This window comes from Poseidonocella sp. HB161398, from assembly GCF_005870025.1.
Classification (GTDB): Bacteria; Pseudomonadota; Alphaproteobacteria; order Rhodobacterales; family Rhodobacteraceae; genus Mangrovicoccus.
In genome coordinates this window covers 37981-61987 of record NZ_VATA01000022.1, presented here as the reverse complement: position 1 = coordinate 61987, position 24007 = coordinate 37981, and the positions used below count along the sequence as shown (strand labels likewise).

Here is a 24007-nt window from a genome sequence, read left to right as displayed (position 1 = left end):
TTGCTATGGCTTTTCATTTAAGAATGTAGAGGAAAATCGCACATTTTACTTCAGAAGGCGAGTGTTTTGAAACCACCGTGACCGGAGGTTGCAGGACAGCTCGTGACCGGAGGTTGCAGGACAGCTCGTGACCGGAGGTTGCAGGACAGCCCGTGCCCGGCCGCGCAGGCGGAGCGGAGGGCGCGGCCGCGGGGGCCGCGCAGCCGCGCTCAGGACGTGGTGTCGCGCCAGCGGTTGGCGATCGGATAGCGGCGGTCGAGCCAGAAGGCGCGCTTGGTCAGGCGGGCGCCTGGGGCTGCCTGGAAGCGCTTGTACTCGCTGATGAAGATCAGGTGCTCCACCCGCCGGACGGTCTCCCGGTCGAAGCCCGCGGCCACCAGCTCGTCGACCGATTTCTCGTCATCGACCAGCCCTTCGAGGATCGCGTCGAGCACCTCGTAGGGCGGCAGGCTGTCCTCGTCCTTCTGGTCGGGGCGCAGCTCGGCGGAGGGCGGCTTGTCGATCACGCGGACCGGGATCACCTCGCCCTCGGGGGCTTTCATCCACTCGCGCCAGTTGGCGTTGCGCCAGCGGCAGGTCTCGAAGACGCGGGTCTTGTATAGGTCCTTGATCGGGTTGTAGCCGCCGTTCATGTCGCCGTAGATCGTGGCATAGCCGACCGCGACCTCGGACTTGTTCCCGGTGGTCAGGAGCATCTCGCCGAACTTGTTCGACAGCGCCATCAAGAGGAGCCCGCGCAGGCGCGACTGGATGTTCTCCTCGGTGATGTCGGGGGCGCGGCCCTCGAAGAGCGGCGCCAGAACCTCCTCGACTGCGTGCTTCGGACCGGCGATCGGCAGCGTGTCGATCCGCGTGCCGAGCCGCTTGGCCACCTCGGCGGCATCCTCCAGCGAATGGGCGGAGGTGTATTCCGACGGCAGCATGACGCAATGCACGTTCCCGGGCCCGATCGCGTCGGCGGCGATCACCGCGACCAGCGCCGAGTCGATCCCGCCCGAGAGGCCGAGCAGCACCTTCGAGAAGCCGGTTTTCGACAGGTAGTCGCGCAGCCCCTCGACCATCACGCGGTAATCCTGCTCCCAGGTGTCGGGATGGGTGGCGAGCCTGGTCTTCTTCGCGCGCCAGCCCTCCGGGGTCTCCTCGAAATCGACATGCGCCACCGCCTCGTCGAAGACCGGCAGCTGCGCCATCAGGTGGCCGCCGGGGTTCAGCACGAAGCTGCCGCCGTCGAAGACCTGGTCGTCCTGGCCGCCGACCATGTTGAGATAGACCAGCGGCAGGCCGGTCTCGACCACGCGGGCGACCATGATGCCGATCCGCTCGGACTGCTTGCCGCGGTGATAGGGCGAGCCGTTCGGCACCAGCAGGATCTGCGCGCCGCTCTCGGCCTGCGCTTCGGCGACATCGGGATACCAGCTGTCCTCGCAGATCGGCGAGCCGATGCGCAGCGGGCCGATCGCATAGGGGCCGTGCAGCGGGCCGCGCTTGTAGAGCCGCATCTCGTCGAAGACGTCGTTATTGGGCAGGCAGTGCTTCAGCACCCGCGCCGTCACCTTGCCGCCCTCGAGGATCCAGAACGCGTTGTAGAGCCCGTCCTCGCCGCGCCAGGGACCGCCGATGCCGATCGCGGGCCCGTCCGCGCAGTCGGCCGCCAGCTTGCGGATCTCCTCCTCGGCGGCGGCGACGAAGGACCGGCGCCGTATCAGGTCCTGGGCCTGGTAGCCGGTGATGAACATCTCGGTGAAGGCGATCATCTGCGACCCGGCGGCTTTCGCCTCTTCCCAGGCGGCGCGCGCCTTGGCGGCATTGCCCTTGAGGTCGCCGAGCGTGGGGTTCAGCTGGGCCAGGGTCAGGCGGAAGGATGCGGTCATGGTCGGGTCTCCAGGATCTCGTCCCCTCTTAGCAGGGTCGGGCGAGAGGGAAAGCCCCGCTTTGCCCGCCCGGCCGCGCCCTGGCGGCGCATGGCGGGATTTGCCCGGGCTTTGGCCGCCCTGCGGAGCGGTTCAGCCCGCGAGAAAGCGTTCCACCGCGCGCTCCAGCGCCGCCCAGTCGGTATAGACATGCACCTTGCGCGGATCGGCGCCGGGATCGCGGGCGGCGAGCACCCGGCGCATCGCCGGGCGGGCCAGCCAGCCGTAGCGCTCGGGACGGTAGGCGCCCGCCACCTGCTCCACGCGGGCGGGCCGCCAGCCGGTCGCGGCGGCGAGGCCGTCGAGGACCCGCCCGAGCCCCTGCCAGTCGCCGGCATCCTGCCCGGCGGCGGAGAGCGAGACCGAGAGGAAGAGGACCGGCATCTGCGCCAGGGTATCGGCGTGGCGCGCCGCATAGCGCCGGAGGTCGCGGTGGTAGCGCCCCAGATGGACCGGCGCGGCCAGGATCGCCCGGTCGTAATCCGAGGGCGCCCGGCGGATCGCCTTGCGGAGCGGCAGCAGATCCGCCGCGTGCCCGGCTGCCGCGATCTGCGCGGCGACGCGCCGGGCGATCTCGGCGGTATGGCCTTCCTGCGTGGCGTATCCCGCGAGAACCCTCATCTCCGTCCTCCCTTGCCGAGGATGGCGGCCGGGATGCCTCCGCGCAAGCCCCGCAGCCCCGGCGGCGGTCCGGACGGTCCGGCGGTCATGCATCGACCGCCGCATCCGGCCGCGTCAGAGCGCCTTCTCGAAGAAGAGATCGGGATAGGGGTCGTCGTTGAAGCGCGGGATCTCCGTCCAGCCGGTGCGGCGGTAGAGCGCCACCGCCTCGGGCAGGGCGCTGTTGGTGTCGAGCCGCAGCACTCGGATGCCCAGCTCGCGCGCGCGGTCTTCGGAGGCGGTCATCAGCCGCCGCGCCAGCCCGTGGCCGCGGGTCAGCGGATCGACCCAGAGCCGCTTGATCTCCGCCGTGCCGTCGCCCGCCCCCTTGATGCCGACGCAGCCCGCGGGCAGCCCGTCGGAATAGGCCAGCAGGAAGCTGCCCTTCGGCGGCACCATGTCCGCCGCCTGCGGATCGCGCGAGAGACTGACGTCGAAGCCCTGGGCGAAACGGCGGCCGAGCTCGGCATAGTATTCCCCGAGGCAGTGCAGCGCCGGGGCGCTGCGGGGATCGGCCTCGGCGATCTCGACATGCTGCCGCCCCAGCGCCAGCGCGATCCGGTCCATCGCGTCGAGCAGCGCCCCGGCATCGGCCTGCCCGCCAAGCAGCTTTGCCGCGCGGTCGTCCGAGAGCTTCTCGTAGGCGGCATACTCCGCCGCCCCGTCCGCGGTCAGGCGCAGGATGCGCCGCCGGCCGTCCCCGGGATGGCGGACGGTCTCGACCAGGCCCTCGTCCTCCAGCGCGCGCAGCAGCCGGCTGGCCAGCCCCGAATCGAGGCCCAGATGCGCGCGGATCGCCGCCAGGTCGGACTGGCCGCGGCCGATGGCGTTCAGCACCCGCGCCGCGCCCAGCGGGCGGCCTCGGCCGAGGAAGGACTGGTCGAGCGCGCCGAGCTCGGCCGTGACGGCACGGGCGAAGCGGCGGAAGCGGGCAACGGGATCGAGCGGCATGATTCCTGACTCCGGTCAGACATTTTCCCTGACTTAGGTCAGATATACCCGCGACGCAAGCGCCCGCCCGCGCATCCTCGCCAAACAGGGTTGGACTTGGCGGCGCCAATTCCCATACAAACGCTCAGGATTGCCATGAACGAACGAAGGTGCCGCCCCATGTCTCCGAAGCTCCGGACCGCGCTTCTCTCGGCCATGCTTGCCGTCGGCGCCGGCCTTGCCGTCACGGCCGAAGAGGGCCCGGTCACCGTCCAGTTCTCCAATGGCGGCGTCTACGAGGGCGCGATGGAGGCCGGCCTGCCCGAGGGCTTCGGCAGCTACAGCCTGCCTTCGGGCTACCGCTATACCGGCGACTGGGTGGCCGGGAAGCAGGAGGGTCAGGGCCGCGCGCAGCTGGTCAACGGCTCGGTCTACGAGGGCGCCTTCGTGGCGGGCCAGCCGCAGGGCGAGGGCCAGCTGACCCTGCCCGACGGCTCGGTGATGATCGGCACCTGGGCAGACGGCAAGATGAGCGGCCAGGGCACGCGGACCTATCCCGACGGCTCGGTCTACAAGGGCGGCTTCCAGGACGACCTGGCCGATGGCGAAGGCACGCTGCGGATGCCCGACGGCTATCTCTACGAGGGCGGCTGGGACGGCGGCCGCCGCTCGGGCCAGGCCAGGGTGACGATGCCCGACGGCTCGGTCTACGAGGGCGCCATGGCGATGGACCAGCGCTCCGGCCCGGGCAAGCTGACGCTGTCGGACGGGTCGAGCTTCGAGGGCCAGTGGGTCGCGGACCAGCTCTCGGGCGAGGGCGTGGTGACCTATGTCAACGGCGACGTCTACCGCGGCAGCCTGGCGATGGGCCGCCGCTCGGGTCCCGGGATCACCGAATACGCCACCGGCGAGCGCTTCGAGGGCACCTATGCCGATGACGTGATCTCCGGCCGCGGCACCTTCACCGGCGCCGACGGCTACCGTTACGAGGGCGAATGGGCCGACGGCCAGTTCGAGGGCGAGGGCGTGCTGACCTATACCGACGGCACCGTCCATCGCGGCCAGTTCAAGGCCGGCCAGCCCGACGGGCCCGGCCAGGTGGCCTTCGCCAATGGCGATGTCTACGAGGGCGACTTCCGCCAGGGCATCATGGAGGGCCAGGGCAAGAGCATCCTGCGCTCGGGCGCGGTCTACGAGGGCGGCTTCCACGAGGGCCGCTACGAGGGCAAGGGCAAGCTGGTCCTGCCCGGCGGCTACAGCTACGAGGGCGACTGGCTCGCGGGCCTGCGCGAGGGCCAGGGCAAGGCCACCTTCGCCTCGGGCGCGACCTACGAGGGCGGCTTCCATGACGATGTCTTCGAGGGCGAGGGCGTGCTGACCATGCCGGAGCAGCTGGTCTATACCGGCGGCTTCAAGGCGGGGCGGCAGCACGGCCAGGGCAAGGTCGTCTTCGAGAGCGGCGACAGCTACGAGGGCGGCTTCGACGAGGGGCGACGCACGGGGCAGGGCGTGCTGACCTATGCCGACGGCACGGTGCTCAAAGGCGAATGGAAGAACGACAATCTCGTCTCCGATGCCGCCGCCCCGGAAGGCGGCGAAGCCGAGCCGGGTTTAGCGCCGAATTAACCCCGCCCCCCGCAAGCTCCGCCACGCCGGAGCGCAGAGGGAGGTTGCAGGATGACGCCGCAGGAGGTGGAGCTGGTCCAGGCCAGCTTTGGCAAGGTGCTGCCGCAGGCGGAGGCCGCGGCCGGGCTGTTCTACGAACGGCTCTTCGAGATCGCGCCGCATGTCCGGCCCTATTTCCGCGGCAATCTCCGGGCGCAGGGGGCGAAGCTGATGACCACGCTCTGCGCCGTGGTCGAGAGCCTGCACGATCTCGACGAGCTGATGCCCTCGGTGCGGGCGATGGCCCGGCGCCATGTCGCCTATGGCGTGACCCCGGCCGACTACCAGCCGGTGGGCGCCGCGCTGGTGCATGCGCTCTCGGTCCATCTGGGCGAGGAGTTCACCCCGGACGTGCGCGGGGCCTGGCTAAGCGCCTATGCCGATCTCAGCAGCGAGATGATCATGGCCGCCTATCCCCCGCGGGGCGCGGAAGGTCCGTGACGGCCGCCACCGGCGCTGGGCGGGCCCGCGTTGACGCCCCCGGGACCCGGGGCGCCGTGGCCCGTTCCTGCCGCCGCCTATCGCCGGGAGGGCCCGATCGCCCGCGGCCTGCTGCCGGACAACATCCCGCCAGGCAGTGAAGCGGAGCTCTTCCGCCTGCGGGAGCCGCGGCGCGGCTGCTGCCCGCCGGGACATTGCCTTGGCGGTTCCGGTGCCCGGCCGTTGCCGCAGGGCTTGCTGACAGTTTTGCAACGGCGTCCCGGAGCAGTGCCGGGCAGGCGGTCCCGGGGATCGCTCGCAGGCGCCCGACCTCGCGGGCCGGCTCTCGGGGCCGCCGGGCCCGGCCGCGTCTGGCTGGCCGGCATAGGCAGTGTCGAAATCCGGTCGGGCCAGCCGCGCAGCTTTGGCAACGCGCCGGACTGCGCGCCAGCATGCGGCGGTGTCGGTCATGAGGCGGGCTCTCAGGTGGACAAGGCCGATGGCCAGGCGCTAGGGGATGCCGCGTGTCTTGGCGGCGCGCCGCTCGCCCTGGCGCGCCCCTGCAGGCGGACCAGACAGACCGGTTGAACTGCCCCGCGCGGGCGTTCAGAGGAAGAAAGCCCATCCCCGGACGCCACCGAAGCCACGGCACCGCGTTCGAGCGCCACGTCCTCGCCGGGCATCTTGGCGACAAGACGCTCCACGCGCTCAGCCGCCGCCAAGACCTGTTGCGCAACGTGATCCGCATCTGGATGGACGCAGCAGAGGTCAGTGAGGGCGACGTGGCGGTGGCGGAGCTGATGGCCGAGCATGAAGCCCCGATTGCCCCGCTCGGGCGGCTGGCAGGGCGCCAGGGGTCCGGGATCGCGCTTGCGAATTGGGCCTTGCCGCAGCGGGCCCAGCGAGAGAGGCGGAGCTGCCGCTGCCGCTGCCGCTGCCGCTGCCGCTGCGTCTGCTACTGCCGATAGCGCGGGCTCTCCAGCCGCCGGGGATGCAAGCTGACGGGGCGGGGCCTCTGCCCGCGCCGGGAGCGGCCCGAAGCCCGGCGACGAGCCAGCTGTCACGGACATCCGGGGGGCTGCTGTGGTGTCGGGGATGGCCCCGAGCGCCGGGATCCGCTCGTCAATCTGAAGAACGTGCAGCGGCGGACCATCCGCAGGAAGGACAGGGGTCCGGCCGCAAGAGGGTCCATTTCGAACGGCTCGCGGAGCCGTCAGCTTGACCGGTCCGGAGGACCGTCCATCGCGGCGGGCCCGGTTCGCGCCCTGTGGACGGCGATCTGTCCTGCATTGCCGCCGGTGCCGCGCACTCGCGGTACTCGGATCGGTGGCGCGGGTCGAAGGCCCGGGCGGTGCAAATGTGCCGCCCCGTGCCTCGATTGCGAGGACCCCGCCGGCCGTGGCCGGCAGGGCGCTGTGCCGTCCGGCTCAGACGCCGCCGAGGCAGACGTATTTCAGCTCCAGATAGTCGTCGATGCCGTATTTCGAGCCCTCGCGGCCCTGGCCCGACTGCTTCACGCCGCCGAAAGGCGCGACCTCGGTGGAGATGATGCCGGTATTCACCCCGACGATGCCGTATTCCAGCGCTTCGGCCACGCGGAACACCCGGCTGAGGTCGTTGGCGTAGAAATACGAGGCCAGGCCGAAGATCGTGTCATTCGCCTGGGCGATCACGTCCTCGACCGTGTCGAACTTGAAGAGCGGCGCCACCGGGCCGAAGGTCTCGTCGGTGGAGACCTGCATCTCCTTCGTCACCCCGGTCAGCACGGTCGGCTCGAAGAAGGTCCCGCCGAGCGCATGGGGATGGCCGCCAGTGGCAACCGCGGCGCCCTTCGAAGTCGCGTTGGCGATATGCTCCTCGACTTTGGTCACGGCCTTGGGCGAGATCAGCGGCCCGGCCTGCACGCCCTCGTCGAAGCCGTTGCCGACCTTCAGCGCCTCGACCGCCTTGACCAGCTTCTCGGCGAAGGCGTCATAGACCCCGGCCTGGACATAGATGCGGTTGGCGCAGACGCAGGTCTGGCCGTTGTTGCGGAACTTGCAGATCATCGCGCCCTCGACGGCCGCATCCAGATCGGCGTCGTCGAAGACGATGAAGGGCGCGTTGCCGCCGAGCTCCATCGAGGTCTTCTGGATCTGCTCGGCCGACTGCTTCATCAGGATCCGCCCGACATTGGTGGAGCCGGTGAAGGTCAGCTTGCGCACCTTCGGGTTCGAGCAGAATTCCTGGCCGATCTCGGAGGCCGCCGAGGAGGTCACGACGCTGAGCAGCCCCGCGGGCACTCCGGCCTCTTCGGCGAGCTTCGCCATCACCAGCGCCGAGAGCGGCGTTTCGGAGGCCGGGCGCGAGACGAAGGAGCAGCCCGCGGCCAGGGCGGGGGCGACCTTGCGGGCGATCATCGCATTGGGGAAGTTCCAGGGCGTGATCGAGGCGACGACGCCGACCGGCTGCTTCATCACCATGATCCGCTTGTCGGGCTGGTGGCCCGGGATCAGGTCGCCATAGACCCGCTTGGCCTCCTCGGCGAACCATTCGATGAAGGAGGCGCCATAGGCGATCTCGCCCTTGGCCTCGGCCAGCGGCTTGCCCATCTCGGCGGTCAGGATGGTGCCCAAGTCGTCCTGGTTGGCCATCATCAGGTCGAACCACTTGCGCAGAACGGCGGCGCGCTCCTTGCCGGTTTTGGCGGCCCAGGGCTTCTGCGCGTCATAGGCGGCGTTGATCGCGGCCCGGGCCTCGGCCACGCCCAGATCGGGCAGGGTGGCGATCACCTCGCCGGTCGCGGGGTTCGTCACCTCGAATTGCGCCGGGGCGTCGGCGGCGGAGACCCATTTCCCCGCGACCAGCGCGGAGGTGACCAGAAGATCGGGATTGGAAAGGCGGTCGGCAAGCGAAGTCATGGGATCGGTCCTGTCCTGCGTCATCGTCATGGCGCCCCTCGGAGGGCGCCGGGCTTGCCGGGCAGGGTGGCTCTCGGCGGCGGAAAGTCAACGCCGCGGGCCGGAGCGGCTGGCCACATCACCGCGATTTCGATGGCGCCAGAACGGAAAGCGGCGGCCGGAGCCGCCGCGATGCCTCAGGATTTGGTCTTCTCTTCCAGCCAGTGTTCCAGCCAGTGGATCGTGTAGTCGCCCCTCAGGATGTCGGGCTCGGTCAGGAGCGCCGGGAAGAGCGGCACGGTCGTGTCGATGCCGTCGACGATCAGCTCGCCCAGGCTGCGGCGCAGGCGGGCCACCGCCTCGTCGCGGTCGCGGCCATGCACGATCAGCTTGCCGATCAGGCTGTCGTAATAGGGCGGGATCGAGTAGCCGTCATAGATCGCGCTGTCCATCCGGACGCCCAGCCCGCCCGGCGGGTGATAGGCGGTGATCCGGCCCGGGCAGGGCGAGAAGTTCGGCAGGCGCTCGGCGTTGATGCGCACCTCGATGGCGTGGCCCTGGGGGACGAGGTCCTCCTGCACGAATTCCATCGGCAGACCGGCGGCGACGCGGATCTGCTCGCGCACCAGGTCGACGCCGTAGACGGCCTCGGTCACCGGATGCTCCACCTGCAGGCGGGTGTTCATCTCGATGAAGTAGAACTCGCCGTCCTCGTAGAGGAACTCGATCGTGCCGGCGCCGGCATAGTTGATCGCGGCCACGGCCTCGGCGCAGATCTTGCCGATCCGCGCGCGGGTTTCGGCGTCGATGCAGGGGCCGGGGGCCTCTTCGAAGACCTTCTGGTGGCGGCGCTGCAGCGAGCAGTCGCGCTCGCCCAGATGCACGGCCTGGCCCTTGCCGTCGCCGAAGACCTGGATCTCGATATGGCGGGGCTTGCCGAGGTACTTCTCGAGATAGACCTCGTCATTGCCGAAGGCCGATTTCGCCTCGGAGCGCGCGGTCTGGAAGGCGAATTCCAGGTCCTCGGCGGTCCTGGCCAGCTTCATGCCGCGCCCGCCGCCGCCGGCGGTGGCCTTGATGATCACCGGATAGCCGATCTCGGCGGCGACCACGCGGGCCTCGTCCAGGGTCGGCACGCCGCCTTCGGAGCCGGGCACGCAGGGCACGCCGAGCTTCTTCATCGTGTCCTTGGCGGTGATCTTGTCGCCCATGATGCGGATGTGATCGGCGGTCGGACCGATGAAGGTCAGGCCGTGATCCTGCACGATCTGGACGAAATTGGCGTTCTCGGAGAGGAAGCCGTAGCCCGGGTGGATCGCCTCGGCGCCGGAGATCTCGCAGGCGGAGATGATCGAGGCGATGTGCAGGTAGCTTTCCGAGCCCGGGGGCGGGCCGATGCAGACGCTCTCGTCGGCCATGCGGACATGCATTGCATCGGCATCGGCGGTGGAGTGGACCGCGACCGAGGCAATCCCCATTTCGCGGCAGGCCCGGATGATGCGGAGCGCGATCTCGCCGCGGTTGGCGATCAGGATCTTGCTGAACATGGGGCTTACTCGATGATCATCAGGGGCGCGCCGAACTCGACCGGGCCGCCATCCTCGACCAGGATGCGCTTGATGGTGCCGGCCTTGGGGGCGGGGATCTGGTTCATCGTCTTCATCGCCTCGATGATCAGCAGCGTCTGTCCCGCCTGGACGCTTTCGCCGACGGCGGCGAAGGCCGGGGCGCCGGGCTCCGGCTGGAGATAGACGGTGCCGACCATCGGCGATGTGACCGCGCCGGGATGGGCGGCCGGATCTTCCTGCGGCGCGGCCGGAGCGGCCGGGGCCGCGGCGGCGGCCGGGGCGCCCATGGCAGGGGCGGCGGCCTGGACGACGGCAGGGGCGGGCGCGACGGTCATGGTGCGGCTGACCCGGACGGTCAGGCTGTCGTCTTCGCCGTATTCCCGCTTCACCTCGAGGTCGCTCAGGTCGTTCTCCCGCAGCAGCTTCGCCAGAGCTTCGATAAACGCCACATCGGCGCCGTGCGGATTGTCGGTCATGCGTGCCTCGTCTGGATCCAAAATGGGGTTTCATCACCCGTCTTGGCCCGGTCATATATGGCAGGTTTCGGTCAGTTGAAAGCTGTCGCGTGGCGCTTTGTCCGGTTCACTGCGGCAGATTCGGTTGATTTCGCTCAATGTCCGCCCGGCCCGGGGGGATTAACGACCTTGTGATCCCAAGGAACAGACGCGGAGAACCGAAAATGGCCCCTGACAGAACCACGCCGGGAATTGCCGCTCGGCGCCTCGATGCCGAGTCCCTCGCCCGCAATTTCGCCGAACCGCAGCCGCCGCTCGACGCCGAGGAGGCGATAGCGCTGGCGCGCTCCTGCCCGCCGGAAGGGCTGGCCGAGCTGGCCCGGGCCTATCCCGACGGGCCCGACCTGGCGGGCTTTGCCGCGAAGATGGCCGAGGGCGATTTCGCCGGGGCCGCGCAGGTGCTCTACGAGACCAACATCCTCGGCGGGATCTGCGCGCGGGTGAATCCGCTCGACTGGATCTGCCGCGACCTGGGCGAGGAGGCGGCGGCGCTGGCGCCGGCCGTGGCGCAGCTCCAGCGCTTTGCCACCGATCTGGCAATGGCCGCGCCCGGCCATCCCTTCGTCCGCGCGGCGCCGAGCGGGCGCCGGGTGGCGGTGGTCGGCGGCGGACCGGCCGGGCTCGCCTGCGCCCACCGGCTGGCGCGCCACGGCCATGACGTCGTGCTGATGGAGGCGCGCGAGAAGGCCGGCGGGCTGAACGAATACGGCATCGCCGCCTACAAGCTGCCCGCGGGCTACGCCCAGGCCGAGATCGCCTGGCTCGCGCGGATCGGCGGGATCGAACTGCGCACCGGCCTCCGGCTCGGCCGCGACGTGACGCTCGAAGGGCTCTGCGCGGAGCATGACGCGGTCTTCCTGGCGCTGGGACTGGCCGGGGTGAACGCGCTGCGCGCCGAGGGGGCGGAGAAGGCCAATGTCCATGACGCGGTGGATTTCATCGCCGGGCTGCGCCAGCAGGGCTGGCAGGAGATCCCGGTCGGGCGCGACGTGGTGGTGATCGGCGGCGGGATGACCGCGCTGGAGACAGCGGTGCAGGCCAAGCTGCTCGGCGCGCAGAGCGTCACCATGGTCTACCGCCGCAGCGAGGCCGAGATGAGCGTCCACGCGCCCGAGCGCCAGCATGCCGCCTCGAAGGGCGTGCGCATCGTCACCGGCGCCGAGCCGGTGCGGCTGCATGGCGGCGAGGGCGTCGAGGAGGTCGAGTTCCTGCGCGCCGCCGGGGGCCGCACCTTCCGGCTGAAGGCCGACCAGGTCTTCAAGGCGATCGGCCAGTGCCTGGGCGAAGCGCCGGGCGGCATCCGGCTGGAGGCGGGCAAGATCGCCATCGCGCCGGGCGGGGCGACCTCGGTGCCCGGGGTCTGGGCAGGCGGCGACTGCGCCACCGGCGGCAGCGACCTGACGTTAGAGGCCGTGACCCAGGGGCGCGACGCCGCCGAGGACATCCACCACCGCCTGAGTGCCGCCTGAGGCGGGGACGGGGCAGAATGCCACTGGCCTCTGCCCCGGCTTTGCGCTTGAGTGTCCGGGTGCCTGACGACTAGGCCCCGATGACAATGGACAGCCTTCACCTGACGCCCGAAATCCTGCTGCGCGCCTATGCGATGGGCGTCTTCCCGATGGCCGAGAGCCGTGACGACCCGGAGATCTTCTGGGTCGATCCGCGCCGCCGCGGAATCCTGCCGCTTGGCGGGTTCCATGTCTCGCGCACGCTGGCCAAGCGCATCCGCCGGGCCGAGTTCGAGATCCGCTTCGACAGCGATTTCGCCGGGGTGCTTGCGGGCTGCGCCGACCGCGAGGAGACCTGGATCAACGACGCGATCTTCGATCTCTACTGCGAGCTCCACGCGCTGGGATTCGGCCATTCGATCGAGGTGCTGCGCGACGGGGTGCTGGTCGGCGGGGTCTATGGCGTTGCGCTCGGCGGCGCTTTTTTCGGCGAAAGCATGTTCTCGCGCCGCACCGACGCCTCGAAAGTGGCGCTGGCCTATCTGGTCGACCGGCTGAAAGGGCAGGGGTTCGAGCTATTCGACACGCAGTTCGTCACGCCGCATCTGCAGCGGCTGGGCGCGCAGGAGGTCTCGCGGCGGGAATACCGGCGGATGCTGGCGCGGGCGCTGCCGCGCCCGGCGCGCTTCGATGCCCGGGCGCCGGTGGCGACGCCTCAGGAACTGCTGCAGCGGATCAGCCAGACGTCGTAGCGCATGTGGTCGAGCGCGTTGAGCGCGGGCGAGGAGGCGACCATCCAGCCCTCGAAATTCGGCTCCGTGGCGCGCCGGTCCTTGATCGTCAGATAGGCATAGGCGTCGCCGGTCGGGTTGTCGGCGGGCACCCGGCATTCGGCCACGGAAATCTCGAGATCGCGGTAGGTCGTGCTGCTGCCGGCGCGGACCTGGAACTCGGTCAGCTCGCCGGACAGCCGGTCGAGCCCGCGCAGCGTCACCACCGGCGCGGTCTGCACCGGGATGTTGTCCTGCGCGCGGGCTGCCTCCGGCGCGAGGGCCGGGGCCGCCACCAGGAGCGCCGCAGCCAGGAGGCTCCGGATCATTCCCCGCCGCCCACGAACTTCATCAGGAGGCTGATCAGGCTGACGGCGCCCTGGGTGTCGACCACCTCGTCGCCGGGCGCGTAGTTGTCGACCGAGCCGCCGGGCAGGATCTCGACATAGTTGCCGCCGAGCAGCCCCTCGGAGGAGATCACGATGGCGCTGTCGTCGGGCAGCTCGATACCGTTGCGGATCTGCACGGTGGCCTCGGCGCGGAAGCTCTGCGGGTTCAGGTCCATCGAGGTGACGGAGCCGACCTTGACGCCGGCCATGCGGACATCGGTGCCGACGCCGATTCCCTCCGCCGAGCGGAAGCTGGCGGTCAGCGGATAGCCGGCATTGCTGGTCATCCCGCCGGTGGAGCTGAGCGTGTAGAGCAGGAAGGCTGCGGCGACGGCCAGGACGGTCCCGCCGACGGCGACTTCGGTAACATTCTCGGACATGTACGTCCCCTTCTTCGGGCCGTTATTCGGGCGACCAGGCGTCGTAGTCGCTGCGGGCGGCGGGTTCGGGCCGGCGGATGGAGCCGGCGGGGGCATAGGCCATGACCGTGCCGGTCAGGTTCTCGGCATGCGGCTTTTCCCAGGGCTTGTGCGCCAGCGGGCGGTCCGTGGGCGGCTCGTCCCAGGTATGGTGCAGCCAGCCGTGCCAGTCGGGCGACACGCGGCTGGCCTCGGCCTCGCCGTTATAGATGACCCAGCGGCGCTTGCCGTCTTCGGTCTGGTAGAAGATGTTGCCCTGATCGTCCTCGCCGACCTTCCGGCCGTGGCGGCTGGTGAAGATCTTGGTGCCGAGTGTCTGGCCGTTCCACCAGGTGACGGCCTGCTTGAGCGTGTCGACGATCGCCATGGGAACCCCTTCTTCCGGACAGCCCAGATATGGACCTGACATCTTATAATGACCAGTGCCACGCCGTCGCAAGTGGCGGGCATGGCACGGCCCATCGCGAAGCCGTGACGCAGAAAGGTTCAGAAAACGCAAAAGCCGCCCGATGGGCGGCTTTGACGTCGTAGATGCTGATCAGCTCAGCCCTGGCGTGCCTTGAAGCGACGCTGGGTCTTGTTGATCACGTACACCCGGCCTTTGCGGCGCACAACGCGGCAGTCGCGATGACGCTGCTTCAGCGAGCGGAGCGAGTTACGGACCTTCATGGCCTTTCTCCTCATTTCGCGGCGCGTCCGCGCCTGGTTGAAGCCAAAGGCCCCCGAAACGGGGGCCCGTTTTCCGAGAGGCAATGGTGGGCGGTACAAGGATCGAACTTGTGACCCCTACGATGTCAACGTAGTGCTCTACCGCTGAGCTAACCGCCCACTAGCCTTCCGCTTTGCCGCCTCTTTCCGGTCCTTCGGGCGCCGCCCTCCGTTCCGTTCCGCTGCTGCTCTGCGTCGGTGGGGGGCTTCTAATCAGAGTCGCGGGGGGGTGCAAGCCCTTTCGACAGAGAAAAGAATCTGACTATAAGGAAAGCCTGAGGAGAGCCGATGCCGACGACCCATTTCGACCTGTTCCTTCCGGATAAGCCGCTGTCAGGCGCCATTTTCGCGTCGCCGCATTCCGGCCGCAGCTATGCAGAGGCCTTCCTGGAAGCCTCCGTTCTCGATCCGCACACGCTGAGATCGTCCGAAGATGCCTATGTGGACAAGCTGATCGCCGAAGCGCCCGCGCTTGGCGTTCCGCTCTTGGCCGCGCATACGCCGCGCGCCTATGTCGATCTCAACCGCGCCGCGGACGAGCTCGATCCGGCGCTGATTCACGGCGTGCGGCGGCTGGCGCACAATCCGCGCGTGACCTCCGGGCTCGGGGTGATTCCCCGCGTCGTCGCGGGCGGGCGGGCGATCTACCGCGGTCGGCTGCCGATCGAGGAGGCGCAGAGCCGCCTGTCGGAACACTGGCATCCCTATCACGACGCGCTGCAGGCGCTGCTCTCCAGCCAGCGGCAGGCCTTCGGCCGGACGATCCTGATCGACTGCCATTCCATGCCGCATGAGGCGATCGAGCATCACTGCATGTCGATGGACCGGCTGCCCGATGTCGTGCTGGGCGACCGCTTCGGCGCCTCGTCCGATCCGGACGTGACCGCGGCGATCGAGGCGGTGTTCGAATCAGAAGGGCTGGCCGTGGCGCGCAACACGCCCTTTGCCGGCGCCTATATCTCGCAGCGCTACGGCCGGCCGTCCTCGTCGCAGAGCGTGGTGCAGGTCGAGCTGGACCGCTCGCTCTACATGGACGAGCGCAGCCTGGTGCCCCATGAGGGATTCGCGCGGATCAAGAGGGTGATGACGCGGCTGATCGCGGAAGTGGCCGAGCTGGCGCGTCCGCAGATGCCGCTGGCCGCCGAATAGGGCGGCAGGGTGCGCCGGGCCCCGCGGAGGGGCCCCGGCAGTCTCGTCGGCCGGTCTCAGGCGGCGTTGACGACGTCTTTCAGCGCCTTGGCGATGGTCACCTTCACCTGGCGGTCGGCTTCCTTCTTGATCTGCTCGCCGGTGGCCGGGTTGCGGACCATGCGCTCGGGGCGCTCGCGGCAGAAGATCTTGCCGACGCCCGGCAGGGTCACGGCGCCGCCCTTGGCGACTTCTTCGGTGATGATGCCGGCAATGGCGTCCAGAGCCGCGGTCGCGGTCTTCTTGTCGGTCTCCATGGCCTCTGCCACGGCTGCAACGAGCTGGGTCTTCGTCAGCGGTTTGGTCACGGCTTCGTTCCTTGTGCCTGTATGGTTCTTGGTTTGGCGCCCACCTTAGAACTAAGGGAATCAGCTACTCAATCGCTTTACAAAGGATTTCGTGCCGATCGGCGGGTTTGCCCACAGAAAATATGCTCCTGACGCCCCGGAAGGGCCGCTGAGGCTGTTTTCAGGGCGCTCCGCCGGGGCTGGATGTTGCAGATTTGCAACGCCAAATCGGGTGTCAGAGGAAAGCGGTCTCGTTGAAGCTGCGAAGTTTCCGCGAATGGATTCGCTCCAGAGGCATGTCACGCAGGATTTCCATGGCCCGGATCCCGATCTGCAAGTGCCTCCTGACCTGGGTATTGTAGAACTCCGAGGCCATGCCGGGCAGCTTCAGCTCGCCATGCAGCGGCTTGTCCGAGACGCAGAGCAGCGTGCCGTAGGGCACCCGGAAGCGGAAGCCGTTGGCGGCGATGGTCGCCGACTCCATGTCGAGGGCGACCGCGCGGCACTGGCTCAGCCGCTTCACCGGGCCGGACTGGTCGCGCAGCTCCCAGTTGCGGTTGTCGATCGTGGCGACGGTGCCGGTGCGCATGATCCGCTTCAGCTCGTAGTCCTTCAGCGCGGTGATCTCCTCCACCGCCTGCTCGAGCGAGGTCTGGATCTCGGCCAGGGCCGGGATCGGCACCCAGACCGGCAGGTCGTCATCCAGCACGTGGTCCTCGCGCAGATAGGCATGGGCGAGGACGAAGTCGCCGAGCCGCTGCGAGTTCCGCAGCCCCGCGCAATGGCCGACCATGATCCAGGCATGCGGGCGCAGCACGGCGATATGGTCGGTCGCGGTCTTCGCGTTCGACGGGCCGACGCCGATATTGACCAGGGTGATCCCGGCCGAGCCCTCGCGCTTGAGGTGGTAGGTCGGCATCTGGGGCATCTTGGCCAGCCGCGCCAGCTCGCCATCGGGGCTGGTGATCTCGGAATTGCCCGGCCCGACGAAGGAGGTGTAGCCCGACGCGGGATCGGCCAGCGCCTGGCGCGCCATCGCCTCGAACTCCTCGACGTAGAACTGGTAGTTGGTGAAGAGCACGTGGTTCTGGAAATGCTCGGGATCGGTGGCGGTGTAATGCGCCAGCCGCGCGAGCGAATAGTCGATCCGCTGCGCCGTGAAGGGCGCGAAGGGGATCGAGCCGTCCTCCAGCGTCACCGCATAGCCGTTGACGATGTCGTCATTCGTGGTCGCCAGATCCGGCACGTCGAAGATGTCGCGCAGCGGGAAGTCGAGCGCGCCCTCCTGCGGGACCTTCTGCCCGGCGGCGGCGAAATGGATCGGCATCGGCGTCGCTGACCAGCCGACCTGCACCGGCACGCCGTGATTGCGCAGGAGCAGCCCGACCTGCTGGGTCAGGTAGTTCTCGAAGAGATCGGGCCGGGTGATCGTGGTGGCATAGCGCCCCGGCTCGGTGACATGGCCGAAGCTCAGCCGACTGTCGGCCGAGGCGTAGCTGGTCATCACCGCGCGCACTTCGGGATAGTAGGCGCGGAAGCGCGCCCGCGCCTGGCCGCCGGTCAGCGTCGCGGCGAAGCGCTCCGAGAGGAAGGTCCGTGCCTCGTCGTAGAGCTCCCGCAGGAAGGCCACCGCCTCGGCGGCGTCGGAAAAGGTGCGGTGCGGCCGCGCGGGCGGCGTCTCGAGGGGCAGGGTCTGGGTCATCGGCTCTCCTGTCGCGGCGTGATGCGCCGGTCTTGGCGGCACGCTGGCACAGTGCCCGCAGGAGAGACAAGTGATAAGCCGATGACGGCGCCGCGGGCAAGCGGCGCGGCAGCGGAAGGGCCCGGCCATGCAGTTCGTCATCCACCACAACCCGAAATGCGGCACCTCGCGCAAGGTTCTGCAGGCGATCCGCGATGCCGGGCACGAGCCGGTCGTGGTCGAGTACCTGAAGACCGGCTGGACCAGGCCGCAGCTGCAGCTGCTTTTTGCGGTGGCGGGGATGTCCCCGGCCGAGGCGCTGCGGGCCAAGGGCACGGCCGCCGCCGAGCTGGGCCTGACCGCGCCGGATGCCGATCCCGACGCGATCCTCGACGCGATGGTCGCCGATCCGGTGATGGTAGAGCGGCCCTTCGTCGCCTCGCCGAAGGGCGTCCGGCTCTGCCGCCCGGCCGAGCGGCTGGAGGAGCTGCTCTAGCAAGCCGCGGCGAGGCCCCTTGCCGCCTGGCGCCGGGATCATGGTTCTGAACCGGCCGGGAGCGTGCCGTTTCCGCGGCGGCCTGCTAGGCCAGCCCGAGCAGTGTCCCGCCATAGAGCGCGGCGGTTTCCAGCGCCCGCTGGCGGCGCGGCCCCATCGCCATCAGCGCCCGGGTCCGCCCCAGCGCGGTAGAGCGGTCATGGCTGGCGAAGGCGTCCAGCCGGGCGCGGTTCTCCGGCGTCAGCAGGTGGCGGCAGTTCTCCAGCGCGGCCAGGTTGGCCTCGAACCAGCCGCGCCACTTGCCGCCGCCGAAGGAGCCCGCGCGGCGCATCACCGCGCGCAGGCTGCGGTTCTCGCCCAGCACGTTGCCGGCATGCTGGCGGTAGTGCATGCAGGGCCGCGGATCATAGAGGATGCGCCCTCCGGCGCCCGTGACCATCAGGTAGCACCACCAGTCGTGATAGGGCACCTTCTGCCGGCCGGCCGCGCGCATCAGCCGGTGCGCCGCGGGGTTCAGCACGATCGTGTTGCCGGCCACCACGTTCTGCACCAGCGCATTGCCGAAGCCGAAATGCCGGTGGAGCCGCGACGGGCCCAGCGGATGCAGCGCGGCATCGGCCAGCATCGTGCGGCCGCAGGCCAGGGCCGGGGTGTCCGGATCGGTCCCGGCCAGCAGCGCCATCGCGCGCTCCAGCTTGCCGGGGAACCAGACATCGTCCTGGTCGCTCAGCGCGGCATAGCCGGGCGGGTCGGTCTCGTCGCAGATCAGGTTGAGGAAATTCGCCGCGAAGCCCTGGCCCGGACCCTCGACGATCCTGGGCGCCCGGCCTGCGGGATCGCGGAAGGCGCTGGCAATGGCGCGGGTCGAATCCCGCGATCCGTCGTCGCCGATCACCAGGTTCCAGTCCCGGCAGGTCTGTGCGGAGAAGCTGTCGAGCTGCGCGCCGAGATGCCTGCCGCCGTTGTAGCTGCAGAGCAGGACCGTGATCTGTGCCATGCCGTCTTCTGTCTTTCCCGTGTTGCGCTACCCGTTATGGCGGATTTCCACCGTGCGGCAAGTGAGGGAATTGCCCAGAAGGCGCCGTAGGTGTAGCAGTTCGGCAGGTAGAAGTGCGGGGTTGCGATGGCATATACTGTCCCGAATCCGCTTCCGCTGGCGAACAGGCTCCGGACCATCGCCCGCGAGGAGGGAACGCGTGCCGCTCTGGGCCGGGTTGCGAATTACGGCCGCATCCGGCTGGCCCAGACAACGGTCGGGAAGGCGGTGGGGTTCGGTACCGCGGCGCGGTCGATCTATGCGCTGGGACCGACCTGGCAGCATCTCGCCCGCAGCGGCGTCTTCTTCGGCAGCCAGGGCAGCGCGCAGCAGCGCCACCTGGCGGTGATCGCCGAGGCCAGCCTGCCGCAATGCACCCGCTACCGGGTGGAGCAGATGTCCGGCCTGGCGCGTGCCTGCGGCATGGGATTCGCCGCGGCCGACCACCGCGACGAGGCGGAATCGCTGACCGCGCTGCAGATGGCGAGCCATGTGATGCTCTACCGGCTGGAGCCCGGGGCGCGGACCTGGATGTACCTCTACGAGGCGCGGCGGCTTGGGCTGCCGGTGCTCTACGATCTCGACGACCCGCTCTTCTCCGTGCCGGCGATCACCGGCTCGCAGGTCAGCCTGCCCGAGATCCTCACCCGCCATTTCGCCGATGCCGCGCCGGGGATCCTCGCGGTGATGGGCGCCTGCGACGCGATCAGCGTCAGCACGCCGGCGCTGGTCGAGGCGGTGCGGGCCTTCCTGCCGCGTCCGGTCTTCCTGCGCCGCAACTATGCCGATGCCGACATGCTGGCCGGGCTTCCCGGCGCCGCACCGGTCGCGGGCGGGCCGGGGCTGACCCTGGCGCTGGCCAGCGGTTCGGACGGGCGGCTGGGCGATCTCGAAGTGGCGCGTCCGGCGCTGGAGCGCTTCCTCGCCGCCGATTCCGGGCGGCGGCTGATGCTGATCGGCCACGGTCTCGACCATCATGCCGGGCTCGACCCGTCGCTGGTGCGCCAGATCATCCCGGTGCCCTTCCAGGACTATCCGCTCTACCTGGCGCAGCTCGCCGAGGCGGATGCCGTGCTGGTGCCGCTGGCCGACGATCCGTTCAACCTGTGCAAGAGCGCGGTGCGGGCCTTCGACGCCGCCGCTGCCGGGCGGCCGGTCATCGCCAGCCCCTTCGGCGACCTGCCCGCGGCGGTGCGCCACGGCAAGACCGGCTGGCTGGCCGAGACCGAAGCGGAGTGGGACGCGGCCTTCGATGCGCTGGCCGCCCGCGCCGACCGCGGCCGCGAGCTGGGCCGCGCCGCCCATGCCGAGCTGCACCGGGAATGGAGCGATCCTGCCTCGGCGCGGATTACCGATGCCGGCCTGAGGGAGTGGCTCGTGTCGTGACTTCCAGCCGTTTCAGCCACGTTCTCGTGGTCAACGTGCATTTCGATCCCGACAATTACGGCGGGGCAACGATCGTCGCGAAGGAAGTGTCGCGCCATCTCTGCGCCGCCGGGCTCAGGGTGAGCGCGGTCGCGACGATGCAGGCCGAGGAACTGCCGCCCTATGCGGTGATCCGCAGCCATCGCGACGGGATCGACACCTACCGGATCAACATGCCGCCAGGGCCGCAGCCGATGCTGCGCTACTGGGACGACCAGATGACCGCGCGGGTGGCGCAGATCGCCCGCCAGGTCGGCGCCGATGTCGCCCATCTGCATTGCCTGCAGGGGCTGGGCGCCGGGTTGATCCCGGGGCTGCGCGCCGAGGGGCTGCCGGTGATGCTGTCGGTGCATGATTTCTGGTGGCTCTGCCAGCGGCAGTTCATGGTCCAGCCCGACGGTCGCTACTGCGGCCAGGATCCGGTGCGGCTGCGGCAATGCGTGGGCTGCGTCTCCAGCCGCAGCCAGCTCGGCGAGCGCAACGAGAAGCTCTTCTCGGCGATCCGCCAGGCCGACCTGGTGACCTTCCCCAGCAGCTTCGCCCACGGGCTGTCGCTGCGCTCGGGCCTGCCCGCGCGGCGCAGCGTGATCTGGGAGAATGGCATCAACCGGCCCGGCCCGGGCTTCTTCGACAACCAGGCGGTGCGGCGGGCGCAGTCGCCCGAGCTGACCTTCGGCTTCGTCGGCGGGCCCTCGGCGGTGAAGGGCTGGCCGCTGGTCAAGGCGGCGTTCCAGCGGCTCGACCGCGCGGATTTCCGCGGCATCGTCGTCGACGGCTCGCTCGACGGCAGCTGGTGGCGGCAGAGCATGTTCCAGGGCATGCGCGGGCAGTGGAACATCCATCCGCGCTTCGAGCAGGCGGCCGGGATCGACCAGTTCTACGCCTCGATCGACGTGCTGCTCTTCCTGTCGCAATGGCGCGAGACCTTCGGGCTGGTGGTGCGCGAGGCGATCAGCCGGGGCGTGCGGGTGATCCAGACCGATGGCGGCGGCGCGACCGAGCACCGGGCGAAGTCGCGGCGGCTGCCGATCGGCGCCAGCCCGGAAGAGCTGACCGCCATTCTCGGCCAGGAACTGCAGAACCGCGACGCCCATCCCGAACCCGTGCCCTGCCGCAGCTTCGCAGATCAGGCCGAAGAGCTTCTCGTCCTGATGGAAACGCTGTAGGACTCTTCCAGTGATGTCAGTAATGGGGGCACCGACCGTTTGAGCCTGCTGAATTCCTTTGCCCGAATGCCGCGCGTCGTCGGCGCGCTGATCCTGCGGGAGATGGCCACGACCTACGGAAAATCGCCCGGCGGCTATCTCTGGGCGGTGCTGGAGCCGACTCTGGGCATCATGGTGATGGCCCTGGGCTTCTCGCTCCTGGTCCGGACCCCGCCGGTCGGCGACAACTTCATGCTGTTCTACGCGACCGGGCTCCTGCCCTTCAGCATGTACATGGACCTGTCGAACAAGATCTCGGGCTCGATCACCTTCTCGCGGCAGCTTCTGGCCTATCCGAGCGTCACTTTCATCGACGCGATCCTGGCGCGGTTCCTGCTGAACGCGCTGATGCAAATGCTGGTCTTCTACATCATCCTCGGCGGGATCATCGTGATCTTCCAGCCGGAAATGATCATGAATATCAGCCAGATCGCGCTGGCGCTGTCGCTTATCATGTACCTTGCGCTGGGGATCGGGCTGTTCAACTGCTTCATGTTCTCCTACTACCCGCTCTACCGGCAGCTCTGGGGGATCGCGACGCGGCCGTTGCTGATCTGCTCGGGCGTGTTCTTCACCTATGACTCGCTGCCGCCCGCGCTGCAGGACTGGCTGTGGTTCAACCCGATCCTGCAGATCGTCGGGCTGATGCGCGAGGGCGTCTACTTCCAGTACGACGCGTCCTATGTGTCGCTTTCCTACATCATCCTCTTCGCCAGCGTGCCGGCGCTCGCGGGTCTGTTTTTCCTCCGGCGCTACTACCGTGTTATCCTGTACGAAATGTAGGATCTGCAAACTCCTGCCGCCGCAGGCCGGGACCGGTTGGGCGCATGCGCGGTCATGACAGATTGCGCGCCCCCGGCCGTCCGAGCCTAATCTGAACCGCGAAGCATGAGCGTGGACAAAAGTGAACACCCCCCGATCCGCCCAGGGCGGTACCCCCTCCGAGCCCGAGCAGGCCGGAAATGACGAAACCGAAATCTCGCCCGAGGTGATCTCCGGCAAGCCCGGTCCGGCCGAGCCTGCAGACAGTCCGCGCCCCGGTCCCGGTCCGGGCCGCAAGCCCGGCGGTCCCGGGCGGCAGGGCGGCCCCGGACGGCCCGGCGGACCCGGCAAGCCCGGCGGCCGCGGGCCCGGCCCGCGCGCGGCAGAGGCCAAGGCCGCAGGCGTTCCGGTGCCCGTCGAGGGCAACCCGGTGCCCGCGCGCCGTCCCGATGCGCCGGTTCCCGCGCGCCCGGGGCAGGGCGGCGGCGCCGGCGGGCGCAAGCCGCCGCTGAACCGCGTGAGCATGGCTCCGGTGCCGCGCGCACGGCTGCGCCACAAGCACCGCTTCCTGTTCTACACCTTCTTCCTGATGGTGCTCCTGCCTGCGGCGGGCGCCTTCTACTATCTCTACGAGCATGCCCAGGACCGCTACGCGTCGAATTCGGCCTTCTTCGTCCACAAGGAGGATACCTCGACCTCGATCGAGACCGTGTTCGGCCTGACCGGGATCGGCGGCACCACCACCACGCCGGATGCCGACGTGCTCTACCAGTTCATCCAGTCGCAGCGCATGGTCGAGCTCGCCGACCAGAAGCTCGACCTGCGGGCGATGTTCAGCCCGGCCTATGACGTCGACCCGGTCTTCTCGCTGAAGCCCGATGCCACGCTCGAGGACATGATCGACTACTGGGGCCGGGCGGTGAAGGTGATCTACGAGGCGGATTCCGGCCTGATCAATCTCGAGGTCCGGGCCTTCTCGCCCGAGGACGCGCAGAAGATCTCGCAGGAAATCCTCGACGAGAGCGCGACGCTGATCAACGATCTCAGCCGCATCTCCGAGGGCGACTCGATCAAGGAGGCCGAGGCCGACCTGCATATCGCCGAGGAGCGGCTGAAGAAGTCCCGCGTGGCCGTCGCGGAGTTCCGCGGCAGCAGCCAGTTCGTCGATCCCTCGGCCAGCGTGGCCGGGCAGGAGGGCGTCATCACCGCGCTGGAAACCAGATTGGCCGAAGAGATGATCGCCCGCGACGCGCTGGTCGGCACCACCACCCGGGACGACGACCCCCGGCTGGAGCGCTCTGACCGGATGATCGAGGCGATCCGCGAGCGCATCAAGGAAGAGCGCGCCAATGTCGGCAGCGACCAGGCGCCGGCCGTGGGCACCTACGAGGAGCTGCTGGCCGACCGGCAATTTGCCGAGGCGGCCTATACTGCCGCGCTTGGCGCCTATGATGCCGCCGTTGCCGAGGCCCGCCGCAAGAGCCGCTACCTGGCCGTGCATATCGAGCCGACCCTCGCGGCCAGCTCGATCTATCCGCAGCGGGTGCTCTACGGGCTGACCGCGACGGCCTTCCTGTTCGTGATCTGGGGCGTTGCCATGCTGGTGGTGATGTCGATCCGAGACCGTCGCTGAGAGGGGAGGCGCC

23 protein-coding genes and 1 tRNA gene are annotated in these 24007 nt (G+C 69.2%); 10 read left to right on the top strand and 14 right to left on the bottom strand.

Features of this window, described 5'->3' with window-relative positions; translation table 11 throughout:
- Positions 1-209: 209 nt before the first annotated feature.
- The 3 genes from FGX59_RS18080 to FGX59_RS18070 all read right to left on the bottom strand — a co-directional run bounded on the left by FGX59_RS18080 (position 210) and on the right by FGX59_RS18070 (position 3521).
- The gene (locus FGX59_RS18080; protein ID WP_138468536.1) at positions 210-1871 is read right to left on the bottom strand and encodes an NAD+ synthase; all 1662 of its coding nucleotides are present in this window, start codon (positions 1869-1871) and stop codon (positions 210-212) included.
- Between the two features lie 132 nt (positions 1872-2003).
- Positions 2004-2531 (bottom strand): flavodoxin domain-containing protein, encoded by a 528-nt coding sequence (locus FGX59_RS18075; RefSeq protein WP_171060698.1) that lies wholly within the window; start codon positions 2529-2531, stop codon positions 2004-2006.
- Between the two features lie 114 nt (positions 2532-2645).
- Entirely contained in the window at positions 2646-3521 is an 876-nt protein-coding gene (locus FGX59_RS18070; protein ID WP_138468534.1) for a helix-turn-helix domain-containing GNAT family N-acetyltransferase, read from the bottom strand.
- 159 nt (positions 3522-3680) lie between these two features.
- Here FGX59_RS18070 and FGX59_RS18065 point away from each other — a divergent pair, with 159 nt between their 5' ends.
- Both FGX59_RS18065 and FGX59_RS18060 read left to right on the top strand, forming a co-directional pair.
- Entirely contained in the window at positions 3681-5126 is a 1446-nt protein-coding gene (locus tag FGX59_RS18065) for an MORN repeat-containing protein (RefSeq protein ID WP_171060697.1), read from the top strand.
- Positions 5127-5177: 51 nt separating this feature from the next.
- Positions 5178-5606 (top strand): globin family protein, encoded by a 429-nt coding sequence (locus tag FGX59_RS18060; protein ID WP_138468532.1) that lies wholly within the window; start codon positions 5178-5180, stop codon positions 5604-5606.
- 1406 nt (positions 5607-7012) lie between these two features.
- On the opposite strand, the gene FGX59_RS18050 is transcribed toward FGX59_RS18060, so the two are convergent.
- From FGX59_RS18050 to accB, 3 genes are all read right to left on the bottom strand, one after another.
- Positions 7013-8485, bottom strand: a complete 1473-nt coding sequence (locus tag FGX59_RS18050) for an NAD-dependent succinate-semialdehyde dehydrogenase (RefSeq protein WP_206078380.1) — start codon at positions 8483-8485, stop codon at positions 7013-7015.
- Between the two features lie 176 nt (positions 8486-8661).
- Entirely contained in the window at positions 8662-10011 is a 1350-nt protein-coding gene (gene accC / locus FGX59_RS18045) for an acetyl-CoA carboxylase biotin carboxylase subunit (RefSeq protein WP_138468530.1), read from the bottom strand.
- Between the two features lie 5 nt (positions 10012-10016).
- Positions 10017-10508 carry an acetyl-CoA carboxylase biotin carboxyl carrier protein gene (accB, locus tag FGX59_RS18040; protein ID WP_138468529.1) on the bottom strand — a complete coding sequence of 164 codons (492 nt, stop codon included), beginning with the start codon at positions 10506-10508 and terminating at the stop codon, positions 10017-10019.
- Positions 10509-10711: 203 nt separating this feature from the next.
- On the opposite strand from accB, the gene FGX59_RS18035 reads away from it, so the two are divergent.
- A complete protein-coding gene (locus FGX59_RS18035; protein WP_138468528.1) occupies positions 10712-12016 on the top strand; it encodes an FAD-dependent oxidoreductase in 1305 nt (434 codons plus the stop codon).
- Positions 12017-12096: 80 nt separating this feature from the next.
- Positions 12097-12747, top strand: a complete 651-nt coding sequence (gene aat / locus FGX59_RS18030) for a leucyl/phenylalanyl-tRNA--protein transferase (RefSeq protein WP_138468527.1) — start codon at positions 12097-12099, stop codon at positions 12745-12747.
- Here the strand turns inward: aat and FGX59_RS18025 are convergent.
- The 5 genes from FGX59_RS18025 to FGX59_RS18005 form a co-directional block, all read right to left on the bottom strand.
- Positions 12711-13094 carry a DUF2155 domain-containing protein gene (locus tag FGX59_RS18025; protein ID WP_138468526.1) on the bottom strand — a complete coding sequence of 128 codons (384 nt, stop codon included), beginning with the start codon at positions 13092-13094 and terminating at the stop codon, positions 12711-12713. The two genes, aat and FGX59_RS18025, sit on opposite strands and share 37 nt — an antisense overlap.
- Entirely contained in the window at positions 13091-13534 is a 444-nt protein-coding gene (gene mlaD, locus FGX59_RS18020; RefSeq protein WP_138468525.1) for an outer membrane lipid asymmetry maintenance protein MlaD, read from the bottom strand. Before mlaD ends, FGX59_RS18025 begins: the two co-directional genes overlap by 4 nt.
- 22 nt (positions 13535-13556) lie before the next feature.
- Entirely contained in the window at positions 13557-13940 is a 384-nt protein-coding gene (locus FGX59_RS18015; RefSeq protein ID WP_138468524.1) for an NADH:ubiquinone oxidoreductase subunit NDUFA12, read from the bottom strand.
- A 176-nt stretch (positions 13941-14116) separates the two neighbouring features.
- A complete protein-coding gene (ykgO, locus tag FGX59_RS18010; RefSeq protein ID WP_010141322.1) occupies positions 14117-14242 on the bottom strand; it encodes a type B 50S ribosomal protein L36 in 126 nt (41 codons plus the stop codon).
- Between the two features lie 84 nt (positions 14243-14326).
- Positions 14327-14401 (bottom strand) — tRNA-Val (locus FGX59_RS18005).
- 168 nt (positions 14402-14569) lie between these two features.
- Between FGX59_RS18005 and FGX59_RS18000 the strand changes: the two genes are divergently transcribed.
- Positions 14570-15430 (top strand): N-formylglutamate amidohydrolase, encoded by an 861-nt coding sequence (locus FGX59_RS18000; protein ID WP_138468523.1) that lies wholly within the window; start codon positions 14570-14572, stop codon positions 15428-15430.
- A gap of 56 nt (positions 15431-15486) precedes the next feature.
- Here the strand turns inward: FGX59_RS18000 and FGX59_RS17995 are convergent, their stop codons facing one another.
- Both FGX59_RS17995 and FGX59_RS17990 read right to left on the bottom strand, forming a co-directional pair.
- Positions 15487-15777, bottom strand: coding sequence for an HU family DNA-binding protein (locus FGX59_RS17995; RefSeq protein WP_138468522.1), 291 nt, complete (start codon positions 15775-15777; stop codon positions 15487-15489).
- A gap of 214 nt (positions 15778-15991) precedes the next feature.
- Positions 15992-17458: an AMP nucleosidase gene (locus tag FGX59_RS17990; protein ID WP_138468521.1), complete on the bottom strand. Its 1467-nt coding sequence runs from the start codon at positions 17456-17458 to the stop codon at positions 15992-15994.
- 127 nt (positions 17459-17585) lie between these two features.
- Here FGX59_RS17990 and arsC point away from each other — a divergent pair, with 127 nt between their 5' ends.
- Complete coding sequence (gene arsC, locus FGX59_RS17985; RefSeq protein ID WP_138468520.1) at positions 17586-17933, top strand: arsenate reductase (glutaredoxin); 348 nt, start codon at positions 17586-17588, stop codon at positions 17931-17933.
- Positions 17934-18018: 85 nt separating this feature from the next.
- Here arsC and FGX59_RS17980 read toward each other — a convergent pair whose 3' ends face one another.
- Positions 18019-18930, bottom strand: coding sequence for a glycosyltransferase (locus FGX59_RS17980; protein ID WP_138468519.1), 912 nt, complete (start codon positions 18928-18930; stop codon positions 18019-18021).
- 126 nt (positions 18931-19056) lie between these two features.
- Between FGX59_RS17980 and FGX59_RS17975 the strand changes: the two genes are divergently transcribed.
- The 4 genes from FGX59_RS17975 (at position 19057) to FGX59_RS17960 (ending at position 23994) form a co-directional block, all read left to right on the top strand.
- Entirely contained in the window at positions 19057-20355 is a 1299-nt protein-coding gene (locus FGX59_RS17975) for a glycosyltransferase (RefSeq protein WP_138468518.1), read from the top strand.
- Positions 20352-21560, top strand: coding sequence for a glycosyltransferase (locus tag FGX59_RS17970; protein ID WP_171060696.1), 1209 nt, complete (start codon positions 20352-20354; stop codon positions 21558-21560). The genes FGX59_RS17975 and FGX59_RS17970 overlap by 4 nt, the downstream gene beginning before the upstream one ends.
- Positions 21561-21626: 66 nt before the next feature.
- Complete coding sequence (locus tag FGX59_RS17965) at positions 21627-22382, top strand: ABC transporter permease (RefSeq protein ID WP_138468516.1); 756 nt, start codon at positions 21627-21629, stop codon at positions 22380-22382.
- A gap of 121 nt (positions 22383-22503) precedes the next feature.
- The gene (locus FGX59_RS17960; RefSeq protein ID WP_138468515.1) at positions 22504-23994 is read left to right on the top strand and encodes a capsule biosynthesis protein; all 1491 of its coding nucleotides are present in this window, start codon (positions 22504-22506) and stop codon (positions 23992-23994) included.
- Positions 23995-24007 lie beyond the last annotated feature (13 nt).

Excerpts from the sequence above, each read along its gene's own strand:
- FGX59_RS18080 (WP_138468536.1), bottom strand. The coding sequence starts at position 1,871 with ATGACCGCATCCTTCCGCCTGACCCTGGCCCAGCTGAACCCCACGCTC.
- FGX59_RS18075 (WP_171060698.1), bottom strand. The coding sequence starts at position 2,531 with ATGAGGGTTCTCGCGGGATACGCCACGCAGGAAGGCCATACCGCCGAG.
- FGX59_RS18070 (WP_138468534.1), bottom strand. The coding sequence starts at position 3,521 with ATGCCGCTCGATCCCGTTGCCCGCTTCCGCCGCTTCGCCCGTGCCGTC.
- FGX59_RS18065 (WP_171060697.1), top strand. The coding sequence starts at position 3,681 with ATGTCTCCGAAGCTCCGGACCGCGCTTCTCTCGGCCATGCTTGCCGTC.
- FGX59_RS18060 (WP_138468532.1), top strand. The coding sequence starts at position 5,178 with ATGACGCCGCAGGAGGTGGAGCTGGTCCAGGCCAGCTTTGGCAAGGTG.
- FGX59_RS18050 (WP_206078380.1), bottom strand. The coding sequence starts at position 8,485 with ATGACTTCGCTTGCCGACCGCCTTTCCAATCCCGATCTTCTGGTCACC.
- accC (WP_138468530.1), bottom strand. The coding sequence starts at position 10,011 with ATGTTCAGCAAGATCCTGATCGCCAACCGCGGCGAGATCGCGCTCCGC.
- accB (WP_138468529.1), bottom strand. The coding sequence starts at position 10,508 with ATGACCGACAATCCGCACGGCGCCGATGTGGCGTTTATCGAAGCTCTG.
- FGX59_RS18035 (WP_138468528.1), top strand. The coding sequence starts at position 10,712 with ATGGCCCCTGACAGAACCACGCCGGGAATTGCCGCTCGGCGCCTCGAT.
- aat (WP_138468527.1), top strand. The coding sequence starts at position 12,097 with ATGACAATGGACAGCCTTCACCTGACGCCCGAAATCCTGCTGCGCGCC.
- FGX59_RS18025 (WP_138468526.1), bottom strand. The coding sequence starts at position 13,094 with ATGATCCGGAGCCTCCTGGCTGCGGCGCTCCTGGTGGCGGCCCCGGCC.
- mlaD (WP_138468525.1), bottom strand. The coding sequence starts at position 13,534 with ATGTCCGAGAATGTTACCGAAGTCGCCGTCGGCGGGACCGTCCTGGCC.
- FGX59_RS18015 (WP_138468524.1), bottom strand. The coding sequence starts at position 13,940 with ATGGCGATCGTCGACACGCTCAAGCAGGCCGTCACCTGGTGGAACGGC.
- ykgO (WP_010141322.1), bottom strand. The coding sequence starts at position 14,242 with ATGAAGGTCCGTAACTCGCTCCGCTCGCTGAAGCAGCGTCATCGCGAC.
- FGX59_RS18000 (WP_138468523.1), top strand. The coding sequence starts at position 14,570 with ATGCCGACGACCCATTTCGACCTGTTCCTTCCGGATAAGCCGCTGTCA.
- FGX59_RS17990 (WP_138468521.1), bottom strand. The coding sequence starts at position 17,458 with ATGACCCAGACCCTGCCCCTCGAGACGCCGCCCGCGCGGCCGCACCGC.
- arsC (WP_138468520.1), top strand. The coding sequence starts at position 17,586 with ATGCAGTTCGTCATCCACCACAACCCGAAATGCGGCACCTCGCGCAAG.
- FGX59_RS17980 (WP_138468519.1), bottom strand. The coding sequence starts at position 18,930 with ATGGCACAGATCACGGTCCTGCTCTGCAGCTACAACGGCGGCAGGCAT.
- FGX59_RS17975 (WP_138468518.1), top strand. The coding sequence starts at position 19,057 with ATGGCATATACTGTCCCGAATCCGCTTCCGCTGGCGAACAGGCTCCGG.
- FGX59_RS17965 (WP_138468516.1), top strand. The coding sequence starts at position 21,627 with ATGCCGCGCGTCGTCGGCGCGCTGATCCTGCGGGAGATGGCCACGACC.